This is a genomic window from Streptomyces sp. NPDC002788, from assembly GCF_053592115.1.
Genome location: NZ_JBSFVB010000010.1, coordinates 16,073 through 33,481, shown reverse-complemented (window position 1 = coordinate 33,481; position 17,409 = coordinate 16,073). Strand labels below are relative to the sequence as shown.

17 protein-coding genes and 1 pseudogene are annotated in these 17,409 nt (G+C 70.7%); 12 read left to right on the top strand and 6 right to left on the bottom strand.

The features are described 5' to 3' along the window. Positions 1 to 2: 2 nt before the first annotated feature. Positions 3 to 311, bottom strand: a pseudogene (locus ACWD1U_RS19550) (RNA polymerase sigma factor); the annotation flags it as partial. Between the two features lie 137 nt (positions 312 to 448). Here ACWD1U_RS19550 and ACWD1U_RS19545 point away from each other — a divergent pair. The 10 genes from ACWD1U_RS19545 (at position 449) to pstB (ending at position 11,060) form a co-directional block, all read left to right on the top strand. Continuing rightward, positions 449 to 844 (top strand): GntR family transcriptional regulator, encoded by a 396-nt coding sequence (locus ACWD1U_RS19545; RefSeq protein ID WP_451109412.1) that lies wholly within the window; start codon positions 449 to 451, stop codon positions 842 to 844. Continuing rightward, positions 841 to 1,725 carry an ABC transporter ATP-binding protein gene (locus ACWD1U_RS19540; RefSeq protein ID WP_451109038.1) on the top strand — a complete coding sequence of 295 codons (885 nt, stop codon included), beginning with the start codon at positions 841 to 843 and terminating at the stop codon, positions 1,723 to 1,725. The genes ACWD1U_RS19545 and ACWD1U_RS19540 overlap by 4 nt, the downstream gene beginning before the upstream one ends. Next, positions 1,722 to 2,579: an ABC transporter permease gene (locus ACWD1U_RS19535; RefSeq protein ID WP_451109036.1), complete on the top strand. Its 858-nt coding sequence runs from the start codon at positions 1,722 to 1,724 to the stop codon at positions 2,577 to 2,579. The genes ACWD1U_RS19540 and ACWD1U_RS19535 overlap by 4 nt, the downstream gene beginning before the upstream one ends. 188 nt (positions 2,580 to 2,767) lie before the next feature. Then, a complete protein-coding gene (locus tag ACWD1U_RS19530; RefSeq protein ID WP_451109035.1) occupies positions 2,768 to 5,134 on the top strand; it encodes an RNA degradosome polyphosphate kinase in 2,367 nt (788 codons plus the stop codon). Beyond that, positions 5,115 to 6,230 carry a CHAD domain-containing protein gene (locus tag ACWD1U_RS19525; protein ID WP_451109033.1) on the top strand — a complete coding sequence of 372 codons (1,116 nt, stop codon included), beginning with the start codon at positions 5,115 to 5,117 and terminating at the stop codon, positions 6,228 to 6,230. The genes ACWD1U_RS19530 and ACWD1U_RS19525 overlap by 20 nt, the downstream gene beginning before the upstream one ends. A 31-nt stretch (positions 6,231 to 6,261) precedes the next feature. Further along, positions 6,262 to 6,696 carry an NUDIX hydrolase gene (locus ACWD1U_RS19520; RefSeq protein WP_451109031.1) on the top strand — a complete coding sequence of 145 codons (435 nt, stop codon included), beginning with the start codon at positions 6,262 to 6,264 and terminating at the stop codon, positions 6,694 to 6,696. Positions 6,697 to 6,942: 246 nt separating this feature from the next. Continuing rightward, a complete protein-coding gene (gene pstS / locus ACWD1U_RS19515) occupies positions 6,943 to 8,070 on the top strand; it encodes a phosphate ABC transporter substrate-binding protein PstS (RefSeq protein WP_451109029.1) in 1,128 nt (375 codons plus the stop codon). Between the two features lie 104 nt (positions 8,071 to 8,174). Further along, positions 8,175 to 9,173, top strand: a complete 999-nt coding sequence (gene pstC, locus ACWD1U_RS19510) for a phosphate ABC transporter permease subunit PstC (RefSeq protein WP_451109027.1) — start codon at positions 8,175 to 8,177, stop codon at positions 9,171 to 9,173. Continuing rightward, on the top strand, positions 9,170 to 10,240 hold the full coding sequence (gene pstA / locus ACWD1U_RS19505; protein WP_451109026.1) for a phosphate ABC transporter permease PstA: 1,071 nt from the start codon (positions 9,170 to 9,172) through the stop codon (positions 10,238 to 10,240). The genes pstC and pstA overlap by 4 nt, the downstream gene beginning before the upstream one ends. 43 nt (positions 10,241 to 10,283) lie before the next feature. Next, positions 10,284 to 11,060 carry a phosphate ABC transporter ATP-binding protein PstB gene (gene pstB, locus ACWD1U_RS19500; protein WP_391253862.1) on the top strand — a complete coding sequence of 259 codons (777 nt, stop codon included), beginning with the start codon at positions 10,284 to 10,286 and terminating at the stop codon, positions 11,058 to 11,060. 121 nt (positions 11,061 to 11,181) lie between these two features. On the opposite strand, the gene ACWD1U_RS19495 is transcribed toward pstB, so the two are convergent. Together ACWD1U_RS19495 and ACWD1U_RS19490 are read right to left on the bottom strand one after the other, a co-directional pair. Further along, positions 11,182 to 12,180: an anion permease gene (locus tag ACWD1U_RS19495; RefSeq protein ID WP_451109024.1), complete on the bottom strand. Its 999-nt coding sequence runs from the start codon at positions 12,178 to 12,180 to the stop codon at positions 11,182 to 11,184. Positions 12,181 to 12,187: 7 nt separating this feature from the next. Beyond that, complete coding sequence (locus ACWD1U_RS19490; RefSeq protein WP_451109022.1) at positions 12,188 to 12,808, bottom strand: DUF47 domain-containing protein; 621 nt, start codon at positions 12,806 to 12,808, stop codon at positions 12,188 to 12,190. Between the two features lie 203 nt (positions 12,809 to 13,011). Here ACWD1U_RS19490 and ACWD1U_RS19485 point away from each other — a divergent pair, with 203 nt between their 5' ends. Continuing rightward, positions 13,012 to 13,389, top strand: coding sequence for a metal-sensitive transcriptional regulator (locus ACWD1U_RS19485; protein WP_451109020.1), 378 nt, complete (start codon positions 13,012 to 13,014; stop codon positions 13,387 to 13,389). Positions 13,390 to 13,405: 16 nt separating this feature from the next. Here the strand turns inward: ACWD1U_RS19485 and ACWD1U_RS19480 are convergent, their stop codons facing one another. Both ACWD1U_RS19480 and ACWD1U_RS19475 read right to left on the bottom strand, forming a co-directional pair. Further along, the gene (locus ACWD1U_RS19480; protein ID WP_451109019.1) at positions 13,406 to 13,579 is read right to left on the bottom strand and encodes a hypothetical protein; all 174 of its coding nucleotides are present in this window, start codon (positions 13,577 to 13,579) and stop codon (positions 13,406 to 13,408) included. Between the two features lie 85 nt (positions 13,580 to 13,664). After that, positions 13,665 to 14,516 (bottom strand): hypothetical protein, encoded by an 852-nt coding sequence (locus ACWD1U_RS19475; protein WP_451109017.1) that lies wholly within the window; start codon positions 14,514 to 14,516, stop codon positions 13,665 to 13,667. A 430-nt stretch (positions 14,517 to 14,946) separates the two neighbouring features. Between ACWD1U_RS19475 and ACWD1U_RS19470 the strand changes: the two genes are divergently transcribed. After that, positions 14,947 to 16,503 carry an FAD-binding oxidoreductase gene (locus ACWD1U_RS19470; RefSeq protein ID WP_451109015.1) on the top strand — a complete coding sequence of 519 codons (1,557 nt, stop codon included), beginning with the start codon at positions 14,947 to 14,949 and terminating at the stop codon, positions 16,501 to 16,503. 63 nt (positions 16,504 to 16,566) lie between these two features. Here the strand turns inward: ACWD1U_RS19470 and ACWD1U_RS19465 are convergent, their stop codons facing one another. Then, positions 16,567 to 17,268: a phosphatase PAP2 family protein gene (locus ACWD1U_RS19465; RefSeq protein WP_451109013.1), complete on the bottom strand. Its 702-nt coding sequence runs from the start codon at positions 17,266 to 17,268 to the stop codon at positions 16,567 to 16,569. Positions 17,269 to 17,409: the final 141 nt, after the last annotated feature.

Sequence of the window (17,409 nt, the reverse complement as noted above, 5' to 3'; positions counted from 1 at the left end):
CCTCGGGTGCGGGCAGGCCCAGCAGCTTCGCGGCCCGGGCCGCCGTCACCTTCGGCGCCGTCAGTTCGGCCCAGTGCTCCTTGACCCGGGCGGTGGCCTCGCCCCGGGGCCGGTCGAGCAGCGCTTGCAGCACCTCCGTCTGGGCCTCGGTCATGCAGAGCCCGTCCGAGGAACGTCTCTTGCACGACGTCGTCGACCACGCCGAGATCGGCGCACCGCCCCCGCAGCCGGGCCCGGAGCCACGGCGCGTACCGCCGGTACAGCTCCTCGAAGGCGCGCCGGTCGGCGTGCGCGGCAACGGCCCGCAGCAGCTCCCCGTCGCTTCTCGCCTCGCTGACGTCTCCTCATCGGACGGCCCGGCTCGAACGGTTCACCGAAGCGGGGTTGACTTTCCGGCTCCACGCCACCACCCTTTCACTACTCAATTAGTGAAAGGGTGGTTCAAGCAGTGGTCGAGTACCGCATCGACCGGCGCAGCGGCGTGGCCACCTACGTCCAGATCGTCCAGCAGACCAAGCAGGCCCTGCGCCTGGGCCTGCTCGAGCCGGGCGACAGGCTGCCCACGGCCCGCGAGGTGGTGGAGGCCACCGCCATCAACCCGAACACGGTCCTCAAGGCCTACCGGGAACTCGAACGCGAAGGCCTGGTCGAGGCCCGCCGCGGGCTCGGCACCTTCGTCCGCAAGTCCCTGGGCACCGCCCCCACCGACTCGCCCCTGCGCGCCGAGCTGGACGCCTGGGCGGCCCGGGCCCGCGAGGCCGGTCTGGAGCGCGACGACGTGGCCGCCCTCTTCACTTCCGTACTCGACGCGCACTTCGACGCACACACCAAGGGGGACGCATGACCGACACCGCCATCGAGGCGGCGGCGCTGGGCAGGAGGTTCGGGCACCGCCGCAGAACGGCCCTGGACGGCTGCTCCTTCCGGCTCCCCACGGGCCGCGTCTGCGCCCTCGTGGGTCCGAACGGCGCCGGCAAATCCACCCTGCTCGCCCTCGCGGCCGGGCTGCTGAGGCCCACCGAGGGCGCGATCACCGTGCTCGGCCGGACCCCGGCCGCGGCCCGCGCGCGCCTCGCCCACGTCGCCCAGAACAAGCCCCTCCATCCCCAGCTCACCGTCGCCGGCACCCTGCGCCTGGGCCGCGACCTCAATCCCCGCCGCTGGGACGCCCGGGCCGCCGAGCGGATCGTCGCGGAGGGCGACCTCGACCCGGACGCCAAGATCCGCTCCCTCTCGGGCGGCCAGCGCACCCGCGTTGCGCTCGCCCTGGCCCTCGGCAAGCGCCCTGAGCTGCTGCTCCTGGACGAGCCGATGGCCGACCTGGACCCCCTCGCCCGGCACCAGTTGACGGCCACGCTCATGGCCGACGCGGCCGACTGCGGCACCACGGTTGTCATGTCCTCGCATGTCGTGGCGGAGCTGGAGGGCTCCTGCGACCACCTGCTGCTGCTCGGCGCCGGCCGCGTCCGTCTCGCCGGCCCGCTGGACGACCTGATCGCCGCGCACACCCTGGTCACGGGCCGGGCGGGCGACGGTCTGGACCCGCACACCGTGGTCGAGTCCCGCACCACCGGACGCCAGCTGACCGCGCTGGTCCGGCCCGCCGGCCCCCTCGGTGAAGGACGGCGGACCGACCGGCCGTCCCTGGAGGAACTCGTCCTCGCCCACCTGCGCTCCCCCGACGCCCCGCCGCTCCTGCTCGACACGCGGGAGGCCGCCGTATGACCGCCGGGACCGCCGGGGCGCCCGCTGCCCGGCGCGGGTCGGAACAGCGCGGCCTGCTCCTGGCCATGCTCCGGCTGCACCGCTCGGCACTGTGCTTCTGGCTCGGACTGGTGGCGGTGGCCGCCGGGTCGCTGCTGTGGGCACTCGGCCCCGGCGCGGACGCCGCCTGGACCGAGTACCGGGCGATGGGCTGCGACGGGGGCAGCCCGAACCTGGGCTGCGATCTCCCGGGTCCCGCGAACGGCCGCTACGAGACCGTCGTGACGGTCGCCACCGGGCTCCTCTCCCTCCTCCCGGTGATCACCGCCGCCTGGGCGGGCGGCGCACTCATCGGCCGCGAACTGGAGGACGGCACCGCCCGGCTGGCCTGGACCCAGTCGGTCACCCCGGCCCGCTGGCTGGCGGCCAAGCTGGCCGTCCCGGCCCTGCTGCTGGTGCCGGGCACGCTCGCCGTCATGCTGCTGCATCGCGCACTGTGGTCGTCGGACGGCCACCTCCAGCGCGTCCTGGGCTGGCGCGAGTGGCACAGCGACAGCGTCTTCGAGGCCAACGGCACCCTCGTCACCGCACGCGTCCTGGCCGCCCTGGCCCTCGGCGTCCTGGCGGGCCTGCTGCTGCGCCGTGCGCTGCCCGCTCTCGGCGCCGCGGTCCTGGCCACCGTGTCGCTGATCCACGTGCTCGACGAGGTACGCCCTCACCTGTGGCCGACGCCGCCCGGGAAGCCCGCGCTCATGCACGAGCACCCGGCCTCCCACTTCTGGCCCCTCCAGCTCGTGGAGACCGGCCTGGTGCTGGCCGTGGCCACCGCGGCGACGGCCACCGCCTTCCTCCTCCTGGTCCGCCGCCTGCCCTGAACCCGGTCCGCGCGTCCTTCCACGGGGGGACGGACGCGCGGACCGCCGCCGGGAGCGGGAGCATCTTCCACAGCCTGTGGGCGGGCGCCGCACACGCCGGCCCCGGGACCCCCGCGAGCCGCCCCCCGCTATCCCGCACGTCATGTATCCGTAACCATCGATTCAGACGAGCTTGCGAAGCTCGGCCAATGAATCCCGCTGTGCCAGAGCCTTCGCCTCCCCCGGAGGGGCCCGCGAGGAACGGGAGCACTCATGAGGCTCCCTCGCTCCCGCCCGCGCTTTCCGACGCGCCCGTGATGCTCGCGGCGCGGAAGAATGGGTCCATGAGCCAGCCGAACACCCAGGCACAGGTCCAGCACGCGCAGCCCTCCGTGGGCTCCATCGCGGCCCACCGACCGCACACGATCGCGGCAGCCGTCTCCGACCTCGAACCCGACATCGACGCCGACCTCGACGCGTACGAGGAGTCGCCGTACGACGGGCCGCAGCTGCCCCAGGGACGGTTCCTCGACCGGGAGCGCAGCTGGCTCGCGTTCAACGAGCGCGTGCTCGAACTCGCCGAGGACCCGAACACGCCCCTGCTGGAACGGGCCAACTTCCTCGCGATCTTCGCCAGCAACCTGGACGAGTTCTTCATGGTCCGGGTCGCCGGGCTGAAGCGCCGTATCGCCACCGGCGTGGCCACCCGCTCCGCCTCCGGCCTCCAGCCGCGCGAGGTACTGGAGATGATCTGGGCCCGCTCCCGCGAGCTGATGGCCCGGCACGCCGCCTGCTACCACGAGGACGTCGCCCCCGCACTCGCGGAGGAGGGCATCCACCTGGTCCGCTGGAGCGAGCTCCAGGAGAAGGAGCAGGCCCGCCTGTTCACCCTGTTCCGGCACCAGATCTTCCCGGTGCTGACCCCGCTGGCGGTCGACCCGGCGCACCCCTTCCCGTACATCTCCGGCCTGTCGCTGAACCTGGCCGTCGTCGTACGGAACCCGGTCACGGGCCACAAGCACTTCGCCCGGGTGAAGGTGCCGCCGCTGCTGTCCCGCTTCCTGGAGAGCTCCCCGGGCCGCTACGTCCCCATCGAGGACGTCATCGCCGCCCACCTCGAGGAGCTGTTCCCGGGCATGGAGGTCCTGGAGCACCACGCCTTCCGCCTCACCCGCAACGAGGACCTGGAGGTCGAGGAGGACGACGCGGAGAACCTGCTCCAGGCCCTGGAGAAGGAGCTCATGCGGCGCCGCTTCGGCCCGCCGGTGCGCCTGGAGGTCGAGGAGTCCATCGACCGCGAGGTCCTGGACCTGCTGGTGCGCGAGCTGAAGATCAGCGAGGCCGAGGTGTACCCGCTGCCGGGCCCGCTGGACCTCACGGGGCTGTTCCGGATCGCCTCCCTGGACCGGCCGGAGCTGAAGTACCGGAAGTTCGTCGCCGGCACCCACCGCGACCTCGCCGAGGTCGAGTCGGCGTCCGCGCCGGACATCTTCGCGGCGCTGCGCGAGCGGGACGTCCTGCTGCACCACCCGTACGACTCGTTCTCCACGTCCGTCCAGGCCTTCCTGGAGCAGGCGGCCGGCGACCCGGACGTCCTCGCGATCAAGCAGACCCTGTACCGCACCTCGGGCGACTCCCCCATAGTCGACGCGCTCATCGAGGCCGCCGAGTCCGGCAAGCAGGTCCTGGTCCTGGTCGAGATCAAGGCCCGCTTCGACGAGCACGCCAACATCAAGTGGGCCCGCAAGCTGGAGGAGGCCGGCTGCCACGTGGTCTACGGCCTGGTCGGCCTGAAGACCCACTGCAAGCTGTCGCTGGTGGTCCGCCAGGAGGGCGAGACCCTCCGCCGCTACAGCCACGTCGGCACCGGCAACTACCACCCGAAGACGGCCCGCCTCTACGAGGACCTCGGCCTGCTCACCGCCGACCCGCAGGTCGGCGCCGACCTCTCGGACCTCTTCAACCGCCTCTCCGGCTACTCCCGCCGCGAGACCTACCGCCGGCTGCTCGTCGCCCCCAAGTCGCTGCGCGACGGACTGGTCTCGCGCATCACCAAGGAGATCCAGCACCACCGCGCCGGGCGGCCCGCGTACGTCCGCATCAAGGTCAACTCGATGGTCGACGAAGCCGTCATCGACGCCTGCTACCGCGCGGCCCAGGCGGGCGTCCCGGTGGACGTGTGGGTGCGCGGCATCTGCGCGCTGCGCCCGGGCGTGGCGGGCCTGTCGGAGAACATCCGGGTCCGCTCGATCCTCGGCCGCTTCCTGGAGCACTCCCGGGTGTTCGCCTTCGGCAACGGCGGCGAGCCCGAGGTGTGGTTCGGCAGCGCCGACATGATGCACCGCAACCTCGACCGCCGGATAGAGGCCCTGGTCCGGGTCACCGACCCGGCGCACCGGGCGGCCCTGAACCGGCTGCTGGAGACCGGCGTGTCCGACTCCACCGCCTCCTGGCACCTCGGCCCGGACGGCGACTGGACCCGGCATGCGACCGACGCGGACGGCCAGCCCCTGCGCAACGTCCAGGAGATGCTCATAGACGCCCGGAGGCGCCGGCGTGGCACAGCGACACCTTGACCCGACGAACTCCCTGTCCGGGCCCGCCCCCACCGGAGACACCCTCGCGGGCTATCTGCGGGCCCAGGCCACGGAGTTCCTCCGAGCACTGCGCCTGCACCGGGAGACGGGGGCGGGGGCGAACGGCTCGGAGGGGTCCGCCGAAGCGGCCCGCGCCCTGCGCCGCTCGGCCCGCCGCATCAGCGCCAGCCTCCACACGTTCCAGTCCCTCCTCGACACGGACTGGTGCGAGGCGATGCGCCCCGAACTGGCATGGGTCTCGGGCACGTTGGCGATGGAACACGCGTACACGGCACGCCTCGAGCGCCTGCTGAGCGCGCTGCACCGCCTGTCGGGCTCCACGGCGTTCCCGTCCCCGGCCGCCGAGGCGGCCGCGGGCGGTGGTGCCGCCGGGGCGGCCGTCCCGCAGACAGCGGCGTCCCGCGACGCCGGGCCGCGCACCCAGCCGACGGCGACACAGGAACGCGGCAACCTCACGGTGGGAGCGGCCAAGGCGGGCGCCCTGCTCGACCGCCAGCTCACCCTCGCCCGCACCCGGGCCCACTCCACCACCCTGCAAGCCCTCGGCTCCAGCCGCTTCCACGCCGTCGCGGACAAGGTCGCGGTCCTGGCCAGCGAGGTTCCCCTCGACACGACCGCTCCCACCACCGACCTGCGCCCCCTCGCCAAGGCGGCCGAAGACCGCCTCAGGGACGCCGTGACCGCCCTCCCCCTCGTCACCGCGGGAAGCCCGTACAACGCCGCGGCCCTCATCCACGGCCTGTCCCCGGACACGGTCCCGCACCCGCAGGACGCCCCGTGGCACCAGGTCCGCCTGCTGCTGCGCCTGCACCGCTACGCCCGGGAAGCCGTCAGCGGCCCCAAGGGCAACGCCGTCGTCGACCTGCGCCTGCTCTCCGCCGGCCAGGCCCTGAACCGGCACCGCGACGCCTCGGAGGCGGCGGCAGCGGCGGCCCAGGCGGCCCGTACCCCCCGGATCGCCCCGGCCACGGCGTACGCCCTGGGCGTGCTCCACGCCGACCAGCGGCACGAGGTGGAGGCGGCCCGTTTCGCGTTCCAGCAGGCCTGGCAGAAGGACACCGTCGGCGCGTCATGACCAGCCGCGCCGAGGAGGCGGTGAAGACCCGATGAGCACCCCCGAGGACACCACTGTTCAGGCGGCGGGCTGCGTCCTGTGGCGCCACTCCCCCGCCACCGGCGAGCTGGAGCTCTGCCTCGTCCACCGGCCGAAATACGACGACTGGTCCTGGCCGAAGGGAAAGCTGAAGCGCGACGAGGAGGCACTGGCCGGCGCGCTGCGCGAGGTGGCGGAGGAGACGGGCTGCCATGCCGTGCCGGGCACCGAGCTGCCCACCCTGCGCTACCGGGCGAACGGCCGCCCCAAGCAGGTCCGCTACTGGGCGGCCGAGGCGGTGTCCTGCGCGTTCGCCCCGACGGACGAGGTGGACCGGGTCCTGTGGCTGACACCGGCCGCGGCCCGTGACCGCCTCACACAGCCCTACGACCGCCCCTTGGTCGACGCGCTGCTCGCCGTGCTGCACCCGCCCCGGACGGCCGGCTGACCGGACGGTCCCGGTTCGTCCGCACAAGCGGAATGCCGACGTGCTCTCCCCGTGAGCATTCCGTTACCTAACCAGGCCTTAGGCAGGGGTTCACCCCTCGTTCATGTGCGGCCATCGGCGGCTTCACCTGATCTGCCTAATTTCAGCCTTACCGACGCGAGCCGCGCCTACCGAGCGGGTCCGCGTCCGCGTCACTCAGACTTCGCACGCCGCCGATCAGGACGGCGGCTCCTGGAAGGAACTCAAGTGAAGCTTCAGCGCATGAACCGGCGGGCCCTCGCTCTCGGTGCTCTCGCCGTCTCCGGCGCCCTGGCCCTCACGGCGTGCGGCTCCGACGACACCGGCGGCAGCGGCGGCGGCGGGTCCTCCGCGGCCGCCCAGCCGGGCAACATCAAGTGCGACGACGCCAAGGGCCAGCTTCAGGCGTCGGGCTCCACCGCGCAGAAGAACGCGATCGACGCCTGGGTCAAGCAGTACACCGCGGCCTGCAAGAGCGTGCAGGTCAACTACAACCCGACCGGCTCGGGTGCGGGCATCACCGCGTTCCTTCAGGGCCAGACCGCCTTTGCCGGCTCGGACTCCGCTCTGAAGCCCGATGAGGTCGCGCAGTCCAAGAAGGTCTGCTCCGGTGGCCAGGCCATCGACCTGCCGATGGTCGGCGGTCCGGTCGCCGTCGGCTACAAGGTCCCGGGCGTCGACAACCTCGTCCTGAACGCGTCCACCCTCGCCAAGATCTTCGACAGCAAGATCACCAACTGGAACGACCCGGAGATCGCGAAGCTCAACCCGGACGCCAAGCTGCCCGACCTCAAGATCCAGGCCTTCCACCGCTCCGACGAGTCCGGCACCACGGACAACTTCACCAAGTACCTGAAGGCCGCCGCGCCGAACGACTGGAAGTACGAGCCGGGCAAGGCCTGGGAGGCCAAGGGCGGCCAGTCCGCACAGGGCTCCTCCGGCCTGGCGCAGCAGGTGAAGCAGACCAACGGCGCGATCTCGTACTTCGAGCTCTCCTACGCCAAGGACGGCATCCAGACGGTCAGCATCGACACGGGCGCCTCCAAGCCGGTCGAGGCCACCCTGGAGAACGCGACCAGGGCCATCGCCGCGGCCAAGCAGGTCGGCACCGGCAAGGACCTCGCTCTCGGGCTCGACTACGCGACCAAGGCCGAGGGCGCCTACCCGATCACGCTGGTGACCTACGAGATCGTCTGCGACAAGGGCAACAAGGCCGACACCCTGCCCACGGTCAAGTCCTTCCTCAACTACATGGCATCCGACGAGGGCCAGGGTCTGCTGGAGGACGCCGACTACGCCCCGATGCCCGATGAGGTCATCACCAAGGTCCGCGAGGCCATCAAGGGCCTGAGCTGACCTGAGTGTGCGGCCCAGCCCCGACCGGGTTGGGCCGCACCGTCCGGTGCACCGCCGCCAGGAGCCCTTCGAACACGGGACGGCTCCGCAGACCGGAGAACCTGATGGACATAACGACACAGAATCCCAGCGCACCTCCGACGCCCTCCGAGGCCGAGCAGAAGCGCGCCGCGCGCGGCGCCACCCGCCCCGGGGACCGGGTCTTCCTCGGACTCTCCCGCGGGTCCGGCATCCTCGTGCTGGTGATCATGGCCGCCATCGCGGCCTTCCTGACCTATCGCGCCGTCCTCGCGATCAGCAAGGACGAGGCCAACTTCTTCACCACCTTCGAGTGGAACCCCAGCGGCATGCCGCCGGTCTTCGGCATCGCGGTCCTGGCCTTCGGCACCGTCGTGTCGTCGATCATCGCCATGGTCATCGCGGTGCCGATCGCGGTCGGCATCGCCCTGTTCATCACGCACTACGCCCCGCGCAAGCTCGGCGGGTCCATCGCGTACGTGGTCGACCTGCTCGCAGCGGTGCCGTCCATCGTCTACGGCCTGTGGGGCGCCCTCGTCCTCGTGCCGCACCTGGACGGGCTCTACGGCTGGATGAACGACTACCTCGGCTGGACCGGCGTCTTCCAGTGGAACGGCGGCGCCGCCCGCTCGCTGTTCACCGTCGGCATCCTGCTCGCGATCATGATCCTGCCGATCATCACCAACGTGAGCCGTGAGGTCTTCCGCCAGGCCCCGCAGATGATCGAAGAGGCGGCCCTCGCCCTCGGCGCCACGCGCTGGGAGGTCATCCGCATGGCCGTCCTGCCGTTCGGCCGCTCCGGCGTCATCTCCGCCTCGATGCTCGGCCTCGGCCGCGCGCTCGGCGAGACCATGGCCGTCGCCATGGTGCTCTCGCCCACCTTCGACATCACCACCAGCCTGCTCAACCCGGGCGGTGGCACCTTCGCCCAGAACATCGCCAGCAAGTTCAACGAGGCCACCGAGCTGGGCCGGGACGCGCTGATCGCGTCCGGTCTCGTGCTCTTCGTCATCACTCTGCTGGTCAACGGCGCGGCCCGCCTGATCATCGCCCGCCGCAAGGAGTACTCGGGGGCCAACGCATGAGCAACGCACGTCTTGCCGACAAGCCGGCCAAGCACCCGAGCGCCCTTCAGGGCGCCACCCTGCCCAAGTGGTTCGCCTGGGCGGTGGCCGCCGGCTCGATCGCCCTCGGCCTCGGCGTCAGCACCGCGGCCGGGCTGCACAGCGACATCCAGTGGGCCCTGATCGCCGCGGTCCTCTTCGTCCTCGGGTCGTACGCCATCTCCGCACGCGTCGAGGGCAAGCGGCAGGCCAAGGACCGGACGGCGACCAGCATGGTGTGGGTCGCGTTCCTCCTTGCCGTCATCCCGCTGATCTCCCTGATCTGGGAGACCGTGAAGCGCGGTGTCAAGGTCCTCGACATGTACTTCCTCACCCACTCGATGGGTGTGGTCGCCGACAGCGAGCCCGGCGGCGGTATCTACCACGCCATCCTCGGCACGCTGGAGCAGGTGGGCATCGCCACCCTGATCTCCGTGCCGGTCGGTGTGCTGACCGCGGTCTACCTCGTCGAGTACGGGCGCGGCAGGCTCGCCCAGGCCGTCACCTTCTTCGTCGACGTCATGACGGGCATCCCGTCGATCGTCGCGGGTCTGTTCATCCTCAGCATCGTCCTGATGTTCGACCTGGGTCCTTCCGGCTTCGCCGGTTCGCTGGCGCTGTGCATCCTGATGATCCCGGTGGTCGTCCGCTCCACGGAGGAAATGCTCAAGCTCGTCCCGAACGAGCTGCGCGAGGCGTCGCTGGCGCTGGGCGTGCCGAAGTGGCGCACCATCCTGAAGGTCGTCATTCCGACGTCGTTCGGCGGCATCACCACCGGCGTGATGCTCGCGATCGCGCGCATCACCGGGGAGACCGCTCCCGTGCTGCTGCTGGTCTGGGGTACGAACTTCATCAACGCCAACCCCTTCAAGGACCCGCAGGCCTCGCTGCCGATGTACATCTACCTGCAGTACGCCAACAGCGGTGGCTCCGGCGCGGCGTACGACCGGGCCTGGGCGGCAGCCCTGACGCTCATCGCGTTCATCATGGTCCTGAACCTGGCGGCCCGCGGCATCGCCCGCTGGAAGGCCCCGAAGACCGGTCGCTGACGCGGCCATACAGCGACTGTCTGAGTCTGGAAGTGAAGAAGTAATGGCCAAGCGAATCGACGTAAGCGGACTGACCGCCTACTACGGCTCCCACAAGGCGATCGAGGACATCTCGATGACCGTCGAGCCGCGCTCGGTGACGGCGTTCATCGGCCCGTCCGGCTGCGGCAAGTCGACGTTCCTGCGCACGCTGAACCGGATGCACGAGGTGACCTCGGGCGGCCGGGTCGAGGGCAAGGTGCTGCTGGACGACGAGGACCTCTACGGCGCGGGCATCGACCCGGTGTCGGTCCGCCGTGAGGTCGGCATGGTGTTCCAGCGGCCCAACCCGTTCCCCACCATGTCGATCTTCGACAACGTGGCGGCCGGGCTGCGGCTGAACGGCAACTACAAGAAGAGCGAGCTCTCCGACATCGTCGAGCGCTCGCTCAAGGGCGCGAACCTCTGGAACGAGGTCAAGGACCGCCTGAACAAGCCCGGCTCGGGCCTCTCCGGCGGTCAGCAGCAGCGTCTGTGCATCGCGCGGGCGATCGCGGTCGAGCCGAACGTCCTGCTCATGGACGAGCCCTGCTCGGCCCTGGACCCCATCTCCACGCTCGCGATCGAGGACCTGATCGGGGAGCTGAAGGAGCGCTTCACGATCGTCATCGTGACGCACAACATGCAGCAGGCGGCGCGGGTCTCCGACCGCACGGCGTTCTTCAACCTCGCGGCGGTCGGCCAGCCCGGCAAGCTCATAGAGATCGACGACACGGAGCGCATCTTCTCCAACCCGTCGGTCCAGGCCACGGAGGACTACATCTCCGGCCGCTTCGGCTGATCCGAACCCCGCCGACTCCTCGCGGTGCTGCATGGCGGTGCCACCGCGAGGCCGAAAAAGGGCCCGCCCCCAACTCCCGGGGGCGGGCCCGTTCGCGTCGCCCGCGCGGGCGCGGGGCGGCCTACAGGAACGCCAGGTTCACGATTCCGAACGCCGCCGCGGCCACCAGCGCGGCAGCCGGCATGGTGATGAACCAGCCGAGAATGATGTTCTTGGCGACACCCCACCGCACGGCGTTCACGCGCTTCGTCGCCCCGACGCCCATGATCGCCGAGGTGATCACGTGGGTCGTGGAGATCGGCGCCTTGAACAGGAACGCCGTGGTGAACATGATCGACGCGCCGGTCGTCTCCGCCGCGAACCCCTGCGGCGGGTCCAGCTCGATGATCTTCCGTCCCAGCGTCCGCATGATCCGCCACCCACCGGCGTACGTCCCCAGCGACAGCATCACCGCACAGGCGATCTTCACCCACACCGGGATCGGATCGCCGTAGTCCTCGACATCGGCGATGACGAGCGCCATCACCACGATGCCCATCGTCTTCTGCGCGTCCTGCAGACCGTGCCCCAGCGCCATTCCGGCCGCCGAGACGGTCTGGGCTATGCGGAACCCGCGCTTGGCCTTGTGCGGGTTCGCCTTCCTGAATATCCACAGGATCGCGGTCATCACGAGGTAGCCGGCCAGCATGCCGACCACCGGAGACACGAACATCGGGATGACGACCTTCTCGAGCACCCCGTGCCAGTAGACCGTCGTCCCCCCGGCCAGCGCCGCCCCGACCATGCCGCCGAACAACGCGTGGGAGGAGGAGGACGGCAGGCCGAAGTACCAGGTGATCAGGTTCCAGACGATCGCGCCCACCAGCGCGGCGAAGAGGATTCCCATCCCCTTCGACCCGACCGGTGTCTGGATCAGGCCCTCACTGACGGTCTTGGCGACGCCGGAGCCCATGAACGCACCGGCGAGGTTCATCACCGCGGCCATGGCCAGCGCGGCCTTCGGCGTCAGCGCCCGCGTCGACACGGACGTGGCGATCGCGTTCGCGGAGTCGTGGAAGCCGTTGGTGTACGTGAAGAAGAGCGCGACCCCGATGGTCACGACCAGAGCAAAGGTGTCCATGAAGGGTTCAGGACTCCTTGACGGCGATGGTCTCCACCGTGTTCGCCACGTGCTCGAACGCGTCCGCCGCCTCCTCCAGCACGTCCACGATCTGCTTGAGCTTGAGGACCTCCATGGCGTCGTACTTGCCGTTGAAGAGGTGCGCGAGCAGCTTGCGGTGGATCTGGTCGGCCTGGTTCTCCAGCCGGTTGACCTCGATCCAGTACTCGGTGAGGTTCTCCATCGTCCGCAGGTGCGGCATCGCCTCGGCCGTCAGCTCGGCCGCGCGCGCCAGCACCTCGATCTGCTGGTCGACGCCCTTGGGCAGTTCCTCGACGTTGTAGAGGACGACCAGGTCGACGGCCTCCTCCATGAAGTCCATGATGTCGTCGAGGGACGAGGCGAGGGAGTAGATGTCCTCGCGGTCGAACGGCGTGATGAACGAGGAGTTCAGCTGGTGGAAGATCGCGTGCGTGGCATCGTCACCTGCGTGTTCCGCTGCCCGCATACGCTCTGCGATCTCGGCCCGGGCGGGTGTGTCCGCCCCGAGCAGTTCCATCAGGAGCTTCGAGCCCGTGACGATGTTGTCCGCGGAGGCGGCGAACATGTCGTAGAAGCTCGTCTCCCTGGGGGTCAGACGAAAGCGCACGTGGGGTCCTCGGGGTGCTTCGGTTTCGGTCAGGCTGATGCTAGGCGCAACATCCGGCCACGGCTATCGGGCCGCCCACCAGTGTCGCCCATCGGGCACAGTGATGAGCACGGGGGCGGTCCCAGGGCCGTATACCCCGCAAAGTTCGGTACCATATACCCACTAGGGGTATATGTCGGCGCACTGCCCACCAGGAGGACGCGATGACCGACGTGACCGACTCGACAGATGTCGCGCATGTCACCCACGGCACCGCCGACACCACCGGTGCGGACGTCGTGACCGACCACGACCGCGGTGTGCACGGCTACCACAAGCAGAAGGACGAACACCTCAAGCGCCTTCGCCGCATCGAGGGCCAGATCCGCGGCCTCCAGCGCATGGTCGACGAGGACGTCTACTGCATCGACATACTCACGCAGGTCTCCGCCTCCACCAAGGCCCTGCAGTCCTTCGCCCTGCAGCTGCTGGAGGAGCACCTGCGGCACTGCGTCGCCGACGCCGCCCTCAAGGGCGGTGACGAGATCGACGCGAAGGTCAAGGAGGCGACCCAGGCGATCGCCCGCATGCTGCGGACCTGACCCGGGCTTCCCCCGCTCAGCGCCTGGAGGCGTCCCGCTCCTCGCCCACTTTCAGCACCTCGTCGATGCTCTCCAGGCTCAGCCGGTCCTGGGCGGCCGAGGCCGCGATGATCAGCTCTCCGCACAGCTCGATCTCGGCGAGGGCCACGTGGTCCTGAACTGCCGTACCGCCGACCGGAGCCACGTGCATCACCTCATCCCTGCCGTTACCGACTTCCTAGAGTAGGGAGCGGCCCACACACCGCGCATGGCACGGACGGGCTAGTTCACGCCGGTCATTCCTCGGCGATCTTGCCCGCGTAGATGTCGTCCGCTTCCGGCAACCGCACCCGCACCGAGGCCCCGAAATCGTAGAGCAGCGTGGTCGAGGCGACGGCCACGGGGCTCTTCTGCTGCCCGTTCAGGAAGCTGAACCGGTGCCGGACCTTGCGGATACGTCCCTCGTCGTCGAGGTAGGCGTCGAACGGCACTTCGGCCGTGGCGAACCCGTTCGCCGCCGCGCGCAGCGACTCCTTGTTGCCGTGCGACGCTCGCCGGGCCGCCGCGCCGAGATCCGCCGTCCCCCGGTAGTGCCGCACGCCCGTGCCCGCGACCTCGGTCCTTCCCACATATGTCGCAGTCCGCGTCCCGCGCAGCACCTCCGCCGCCGCGAACGGATCGGTGGCCCCGCCGGTGACGAGGTTCCCGTCGGACAGGGTCCGCGTGTCCACCCGCACCCACTTGTCCGGCGGCACACCGGCGCCCCGGTTCTTCATGAACAACGCACCCGGCGCGAGCAGTTCGGTGATGGGTCGGCGCTCGGCCGCCCCGGCGGGATCCTGCGGCAGCAGCACCTTCAGCTGCCCCATCCGCTCCCGGAAGTCGTAGACCCCGGCCCCCCGGATGGTCACGCGCGTCCCCCCGGCGGCCATCTCCATCGACGTACGGGCCTTGGAACTCCCCGCGTCCACCAGCCGGTCGGCGGCCCGGTGCAGCACGGCGACGGCCTCCCCGTCCCGGGAGTCCCCGGCGACGGCGTCCCCGCCCGCACACCCCCCGGCTCCCAGCCCCACACCGGCCACGACCCCGGCCGCGGCAACCACCGCACCCGTCCGTCCGCGCCGCCGTTCCCGCTGCCGCCCAGTCATCGCCTGCCTACCCCCAGCCGGTACGTTCGTCACGGGCCCCCTGTCGTTCCGGCTTAACGACGGGTATGTGCCCCCCGTCACGCGGGCGAGGCTCTCCCGGGATGCAGACCCTCCACCGGAGCTGGGTAACGTTGTCGGCGTGGCGCAGCAGGACGGGCTGGAACCTCCCCCCAACCTCCCGGAACACCGCACGACGACGCAGGAGAAGGGCCGCTTCTGCATGGCCCACTGCACGTGCGGCTGGCACGGCCCGGCGAGACGGGCAAGAAGCCAGGCACGAACGGACGCGGAGAACCACGCGACGCGTTGAGGCTCGTTCCCCCGGCTTCCCGAGTTGCCCGGGCCGGCTCGGTCCGCAGCGGGCAGCCCCCATCATGGAACCCGCGGCGCCACCGCCCCGTCTCCCACGGCGGAACCACCGGGAGGCCCCATGGAACGGCGCACGATCCTCACAGCGGGCACGGCAGTCATCGCCGCAGCCGCGACCCCCTTCACCACCGCTTGCACCACGTCGGACACCCGCTCCAGGGCAACGGCCACCGTCGGCACCACGGCCATGACCACGAGCGCGAAATCCACCGCGGCCGACTGGTCCGCCCTGGCCCGGGACCTCGACGGCCCCCTCGTCCGCCCGGGCGACACCGCCTGGCCGGCGGCCCGGCAGCTCTACAACACCCGTTTCGACACCCTCAAGCCCGCCGCGGTCGCCTACGTCTCCCACCCGGGCGACATCCGCACGGCCCTGGCCTACGCCCGCACCCACGCCCTGCACGTGGCGATCCGCAACGGCGGCCACTCCTACGCCGGCTGGTCCTCCGGCAACGGCCGTCTGATCATCGACGTCTCGAAGCTCAACCGCGTCCGGGCCTCCGGCAACACCGCCGTGATCGGCGCCGGCGCCAAACTCATAGACGTCTACCGCGCCCTCGCCGCGAAGGGCGTCACCATCCCGGCCGGCTCGTGCCCCACCGTCGGCGTCTCGGGCCTCACCCTCGGCGGCGGCCACGGCGTCGTCTCCCGCGCCTACGGTCTGACCTGCGACAGCCTCACCCGGGCCACACTGATCACCGCGGACGGCAAGCAACTCACCGCCGACGCCCGTGAGAACAAGGACCTCTTCTGGGCCCTGCGCGGCGCCGGCAACGGCAACTTCGGCGTCGTGACGGAACTCCACTTCAAGACCCACCCGGCCCCGCAGGGCGTCTCGGCCTACCTGTCCTGGCCCTGGTCGAAGGCCGCGGCGGTGGTGAAGGCCTGGCAGGAGTGGGGTCCGTCGCAGCCCGACGAGATCTGGTCGGCCCTCCACCTGGCGAACGCCGCGGGCGGCACCCCGACCGTCTCCGTCTCGGCCTTCTCTCTCGGCACCTACGGTGAACTCCACAACGCCGTCGACCGCCTCGCCGACCGCGTCGGCGCCCCGGCCCGCAGCGTCTCCCTGAAGCGCCGCTCGTACGAGGAGTCGATGGAGGTCTACGCCGGCTGCTCCTCGTTCCCGACCAACGCGCAGTGCCACCTGCCCGGCTCGACCCCTGGCCGCTCCCCCGAGGGCGCGCTGGGCCGCGAGACCTACGCGGCGGCCTCGGACTTCTTCGACCGCTCCCTCTCCGCCGCCGGCATCCGCACCCTGCTGTCCCAGATCAGTTCGGTACGCGGCGGCACGGGCAGCATCGCCCTCACGGCCCTCGGCGGAGCGGTGAACCGCGTCTCCCCCACGTCCACGGCCTTCGTCCACCGCCGTTCCCGCATGCTGGCCCAGTACATCGCCGCCTGGCGAGCCGGCACGACCGGCTCCACGGCCCGCGACTGGCTGGCCGCGGCCCACACGTCCATGCGCCCGCACGCCTCGGGCGCGGCCTACCAGAACTACACGGACCCGACCCTGACGAACTGGCGCAAGGCGTACTACGGAGAAGCGGCAACCCGCCTGACGAAGCTGAAGAAGCAGTACGACCCGAACCGCTTCTTCACGTATCCCCAGGCTCTGTAGGACTCATCGTGCCGCCGAGGGCGACACGGGTGGGTGAGGGGGGTCCCCTCCAGCAGGTCCCCCCTACGCGGCGAGGTCCCGTTCCGAGGCCCGCTCACTGCGGGCCTCGGGAATCCCCGCGTCGTCCTCGGCGGGCGCCCGCCCTCCGGCCCGCACGAGCCACCCCGCCCGAGGCGACCGCTCGACCGCCTTCACCACAGGCGTCAACAGGGCCATGGCGACCGGCGACAGCAGCAGCGCCACAGCCGTACCCAGCGCGAACCCACCCACGACATCCGTCGGATAGTGCACGCCCATGTAGACCCGGATGAAGCCGCCGAACAGCGCCAGCACCAGTCCGGCGATCCCGAACTTCCGATCGGCGACGAACAGCCCGACCGCCAGCGCCATCACGATCGTCGCGTGGTCGCTGACAAACGAGTAGTCGGTCTTGCCCTTGACGAGCACGTCGAGTCCCTGGTGATCGAGGAAGGGCCGGGGCCGCTCCACGAATCCCCGTATCGGCACGTTCACCAGCACCGCGACACCCGCGGCCAGCGGCGCCCAGACCAGCGCCGCGACGGTGGACGCCGCGTCCTCGTCGCCCCGCCGCCGCACGGACCACCAGCACCAGACCACGAGCAGGACGATGGCGAGCAGCAGCCCGTACTCACCGACGTACTCCATGACCCGGTCGAACCAGGCCGGTGCCTCCTTGGCCAGGCCATTGATGTCGTACAGCAGGTCGACGTCGGGGTTCGACCCGGAATCGGCGAGTCCAGCCATGGTGCTGCGGCCCCTTCGTCTCTCTCCCGGCGCACCCGTGCGTGCGCCGCTGCTGCCACCCCCGTGGTTGTAGATCCGCTTCCGCTGCACGCGCGCGTGACACGTGCTCACTGACGTCTGCTCGGCTACGTCACCAGGAAC

Coding starts and splice junctions, on each gene's coding strand:
- ACWD1U_RS19540 (WP_451109038.1), top strand. CDS start 841: ATGACCGACACCGCCATCGAGGCGGCGGCGCTGGGCAGGAGGTTCGGG.
- ACWD1U_RS19535 (WP_451109036.1), top strand. CDS start 1,722: ATGACCGCCGGGACCGCCGGGGCGCCCGCTGCCCGGCGCGGGTCGGAA.
- ACWD1U_RS19530 (WP_451109035.1), top strand. CDS start 2,768: ATGAATCCCGCTGTGCCAGAGCCTTCGCCTCCCCCGGAGGGGCCCGCG.
- ACWD1U_RS19520 (WP_451109031.1), top strand. CDS start 6,262: ATGAGCACCCCCGAGGACACCACTGTTCAGGCGGCGGGCTGCGTCCTG.
- pstC (WP_451109027.1), top strand. CDS start 8,175: ATGGACATAACGACACAGAATCCCAGCGCACCTCCGACGCCCTCCGAG.
- pstA (WP_451109026.1), top strand. CDS start 9,170: ATGAGCAACGCACGTCTTGCCGACAAGCCGGCCAAGCACCCGAGCGCC.
- pstB (WP_391253862.1), top strand. CDS start 10,284: ATGGCCAAGCGAATCGACGTAAGCGGACTGACCGCCTACTACGGCTCC.
- ACWD1U_RS19495 (WP_451109024.1), bottom strand. CDS start 12,180: ATGGACACCTTTGCTCTGGTCGTGACCATCGGGGTCGCGCTCTTCTTC.
- ACWD1U_RS19485 (WP_451109020.1), top strand. CDS start 13,012: ATGACCGACGTGACCGACTCGACAGATGTCGCGCATGTCACCCACGGC.
- ACWD1U_RS19480 (WP_451109019.1), bottom strand. CDS start 13,579: ATGCACGTGGCTCCGGTCGGCGGTACGGCAGTTCAGGACCACGTGGCC.
- ACWD1U_RS19475 (WP_451109017.1), bottom strand. CDS start 14,516: ATGACTGGGCGGCAGCGGGAACGGCGGCGCGGACGGACGGGTGCGGTG.
- ACWD1U_RS19470 (WP_451109015.1), top strand. CDS start 14,947: ATGGAACGGCGCACGATCCTCACAGCGGGCACGGCAGTCATCGCCGCA.
- ACWD1U_RS19465 (WP_451109013.1), bottom strand. CDS start 17,268: ATGGCTGGACTCGCCGATTCCGGGTCGAACCCCGACGTCGACCTGCTG.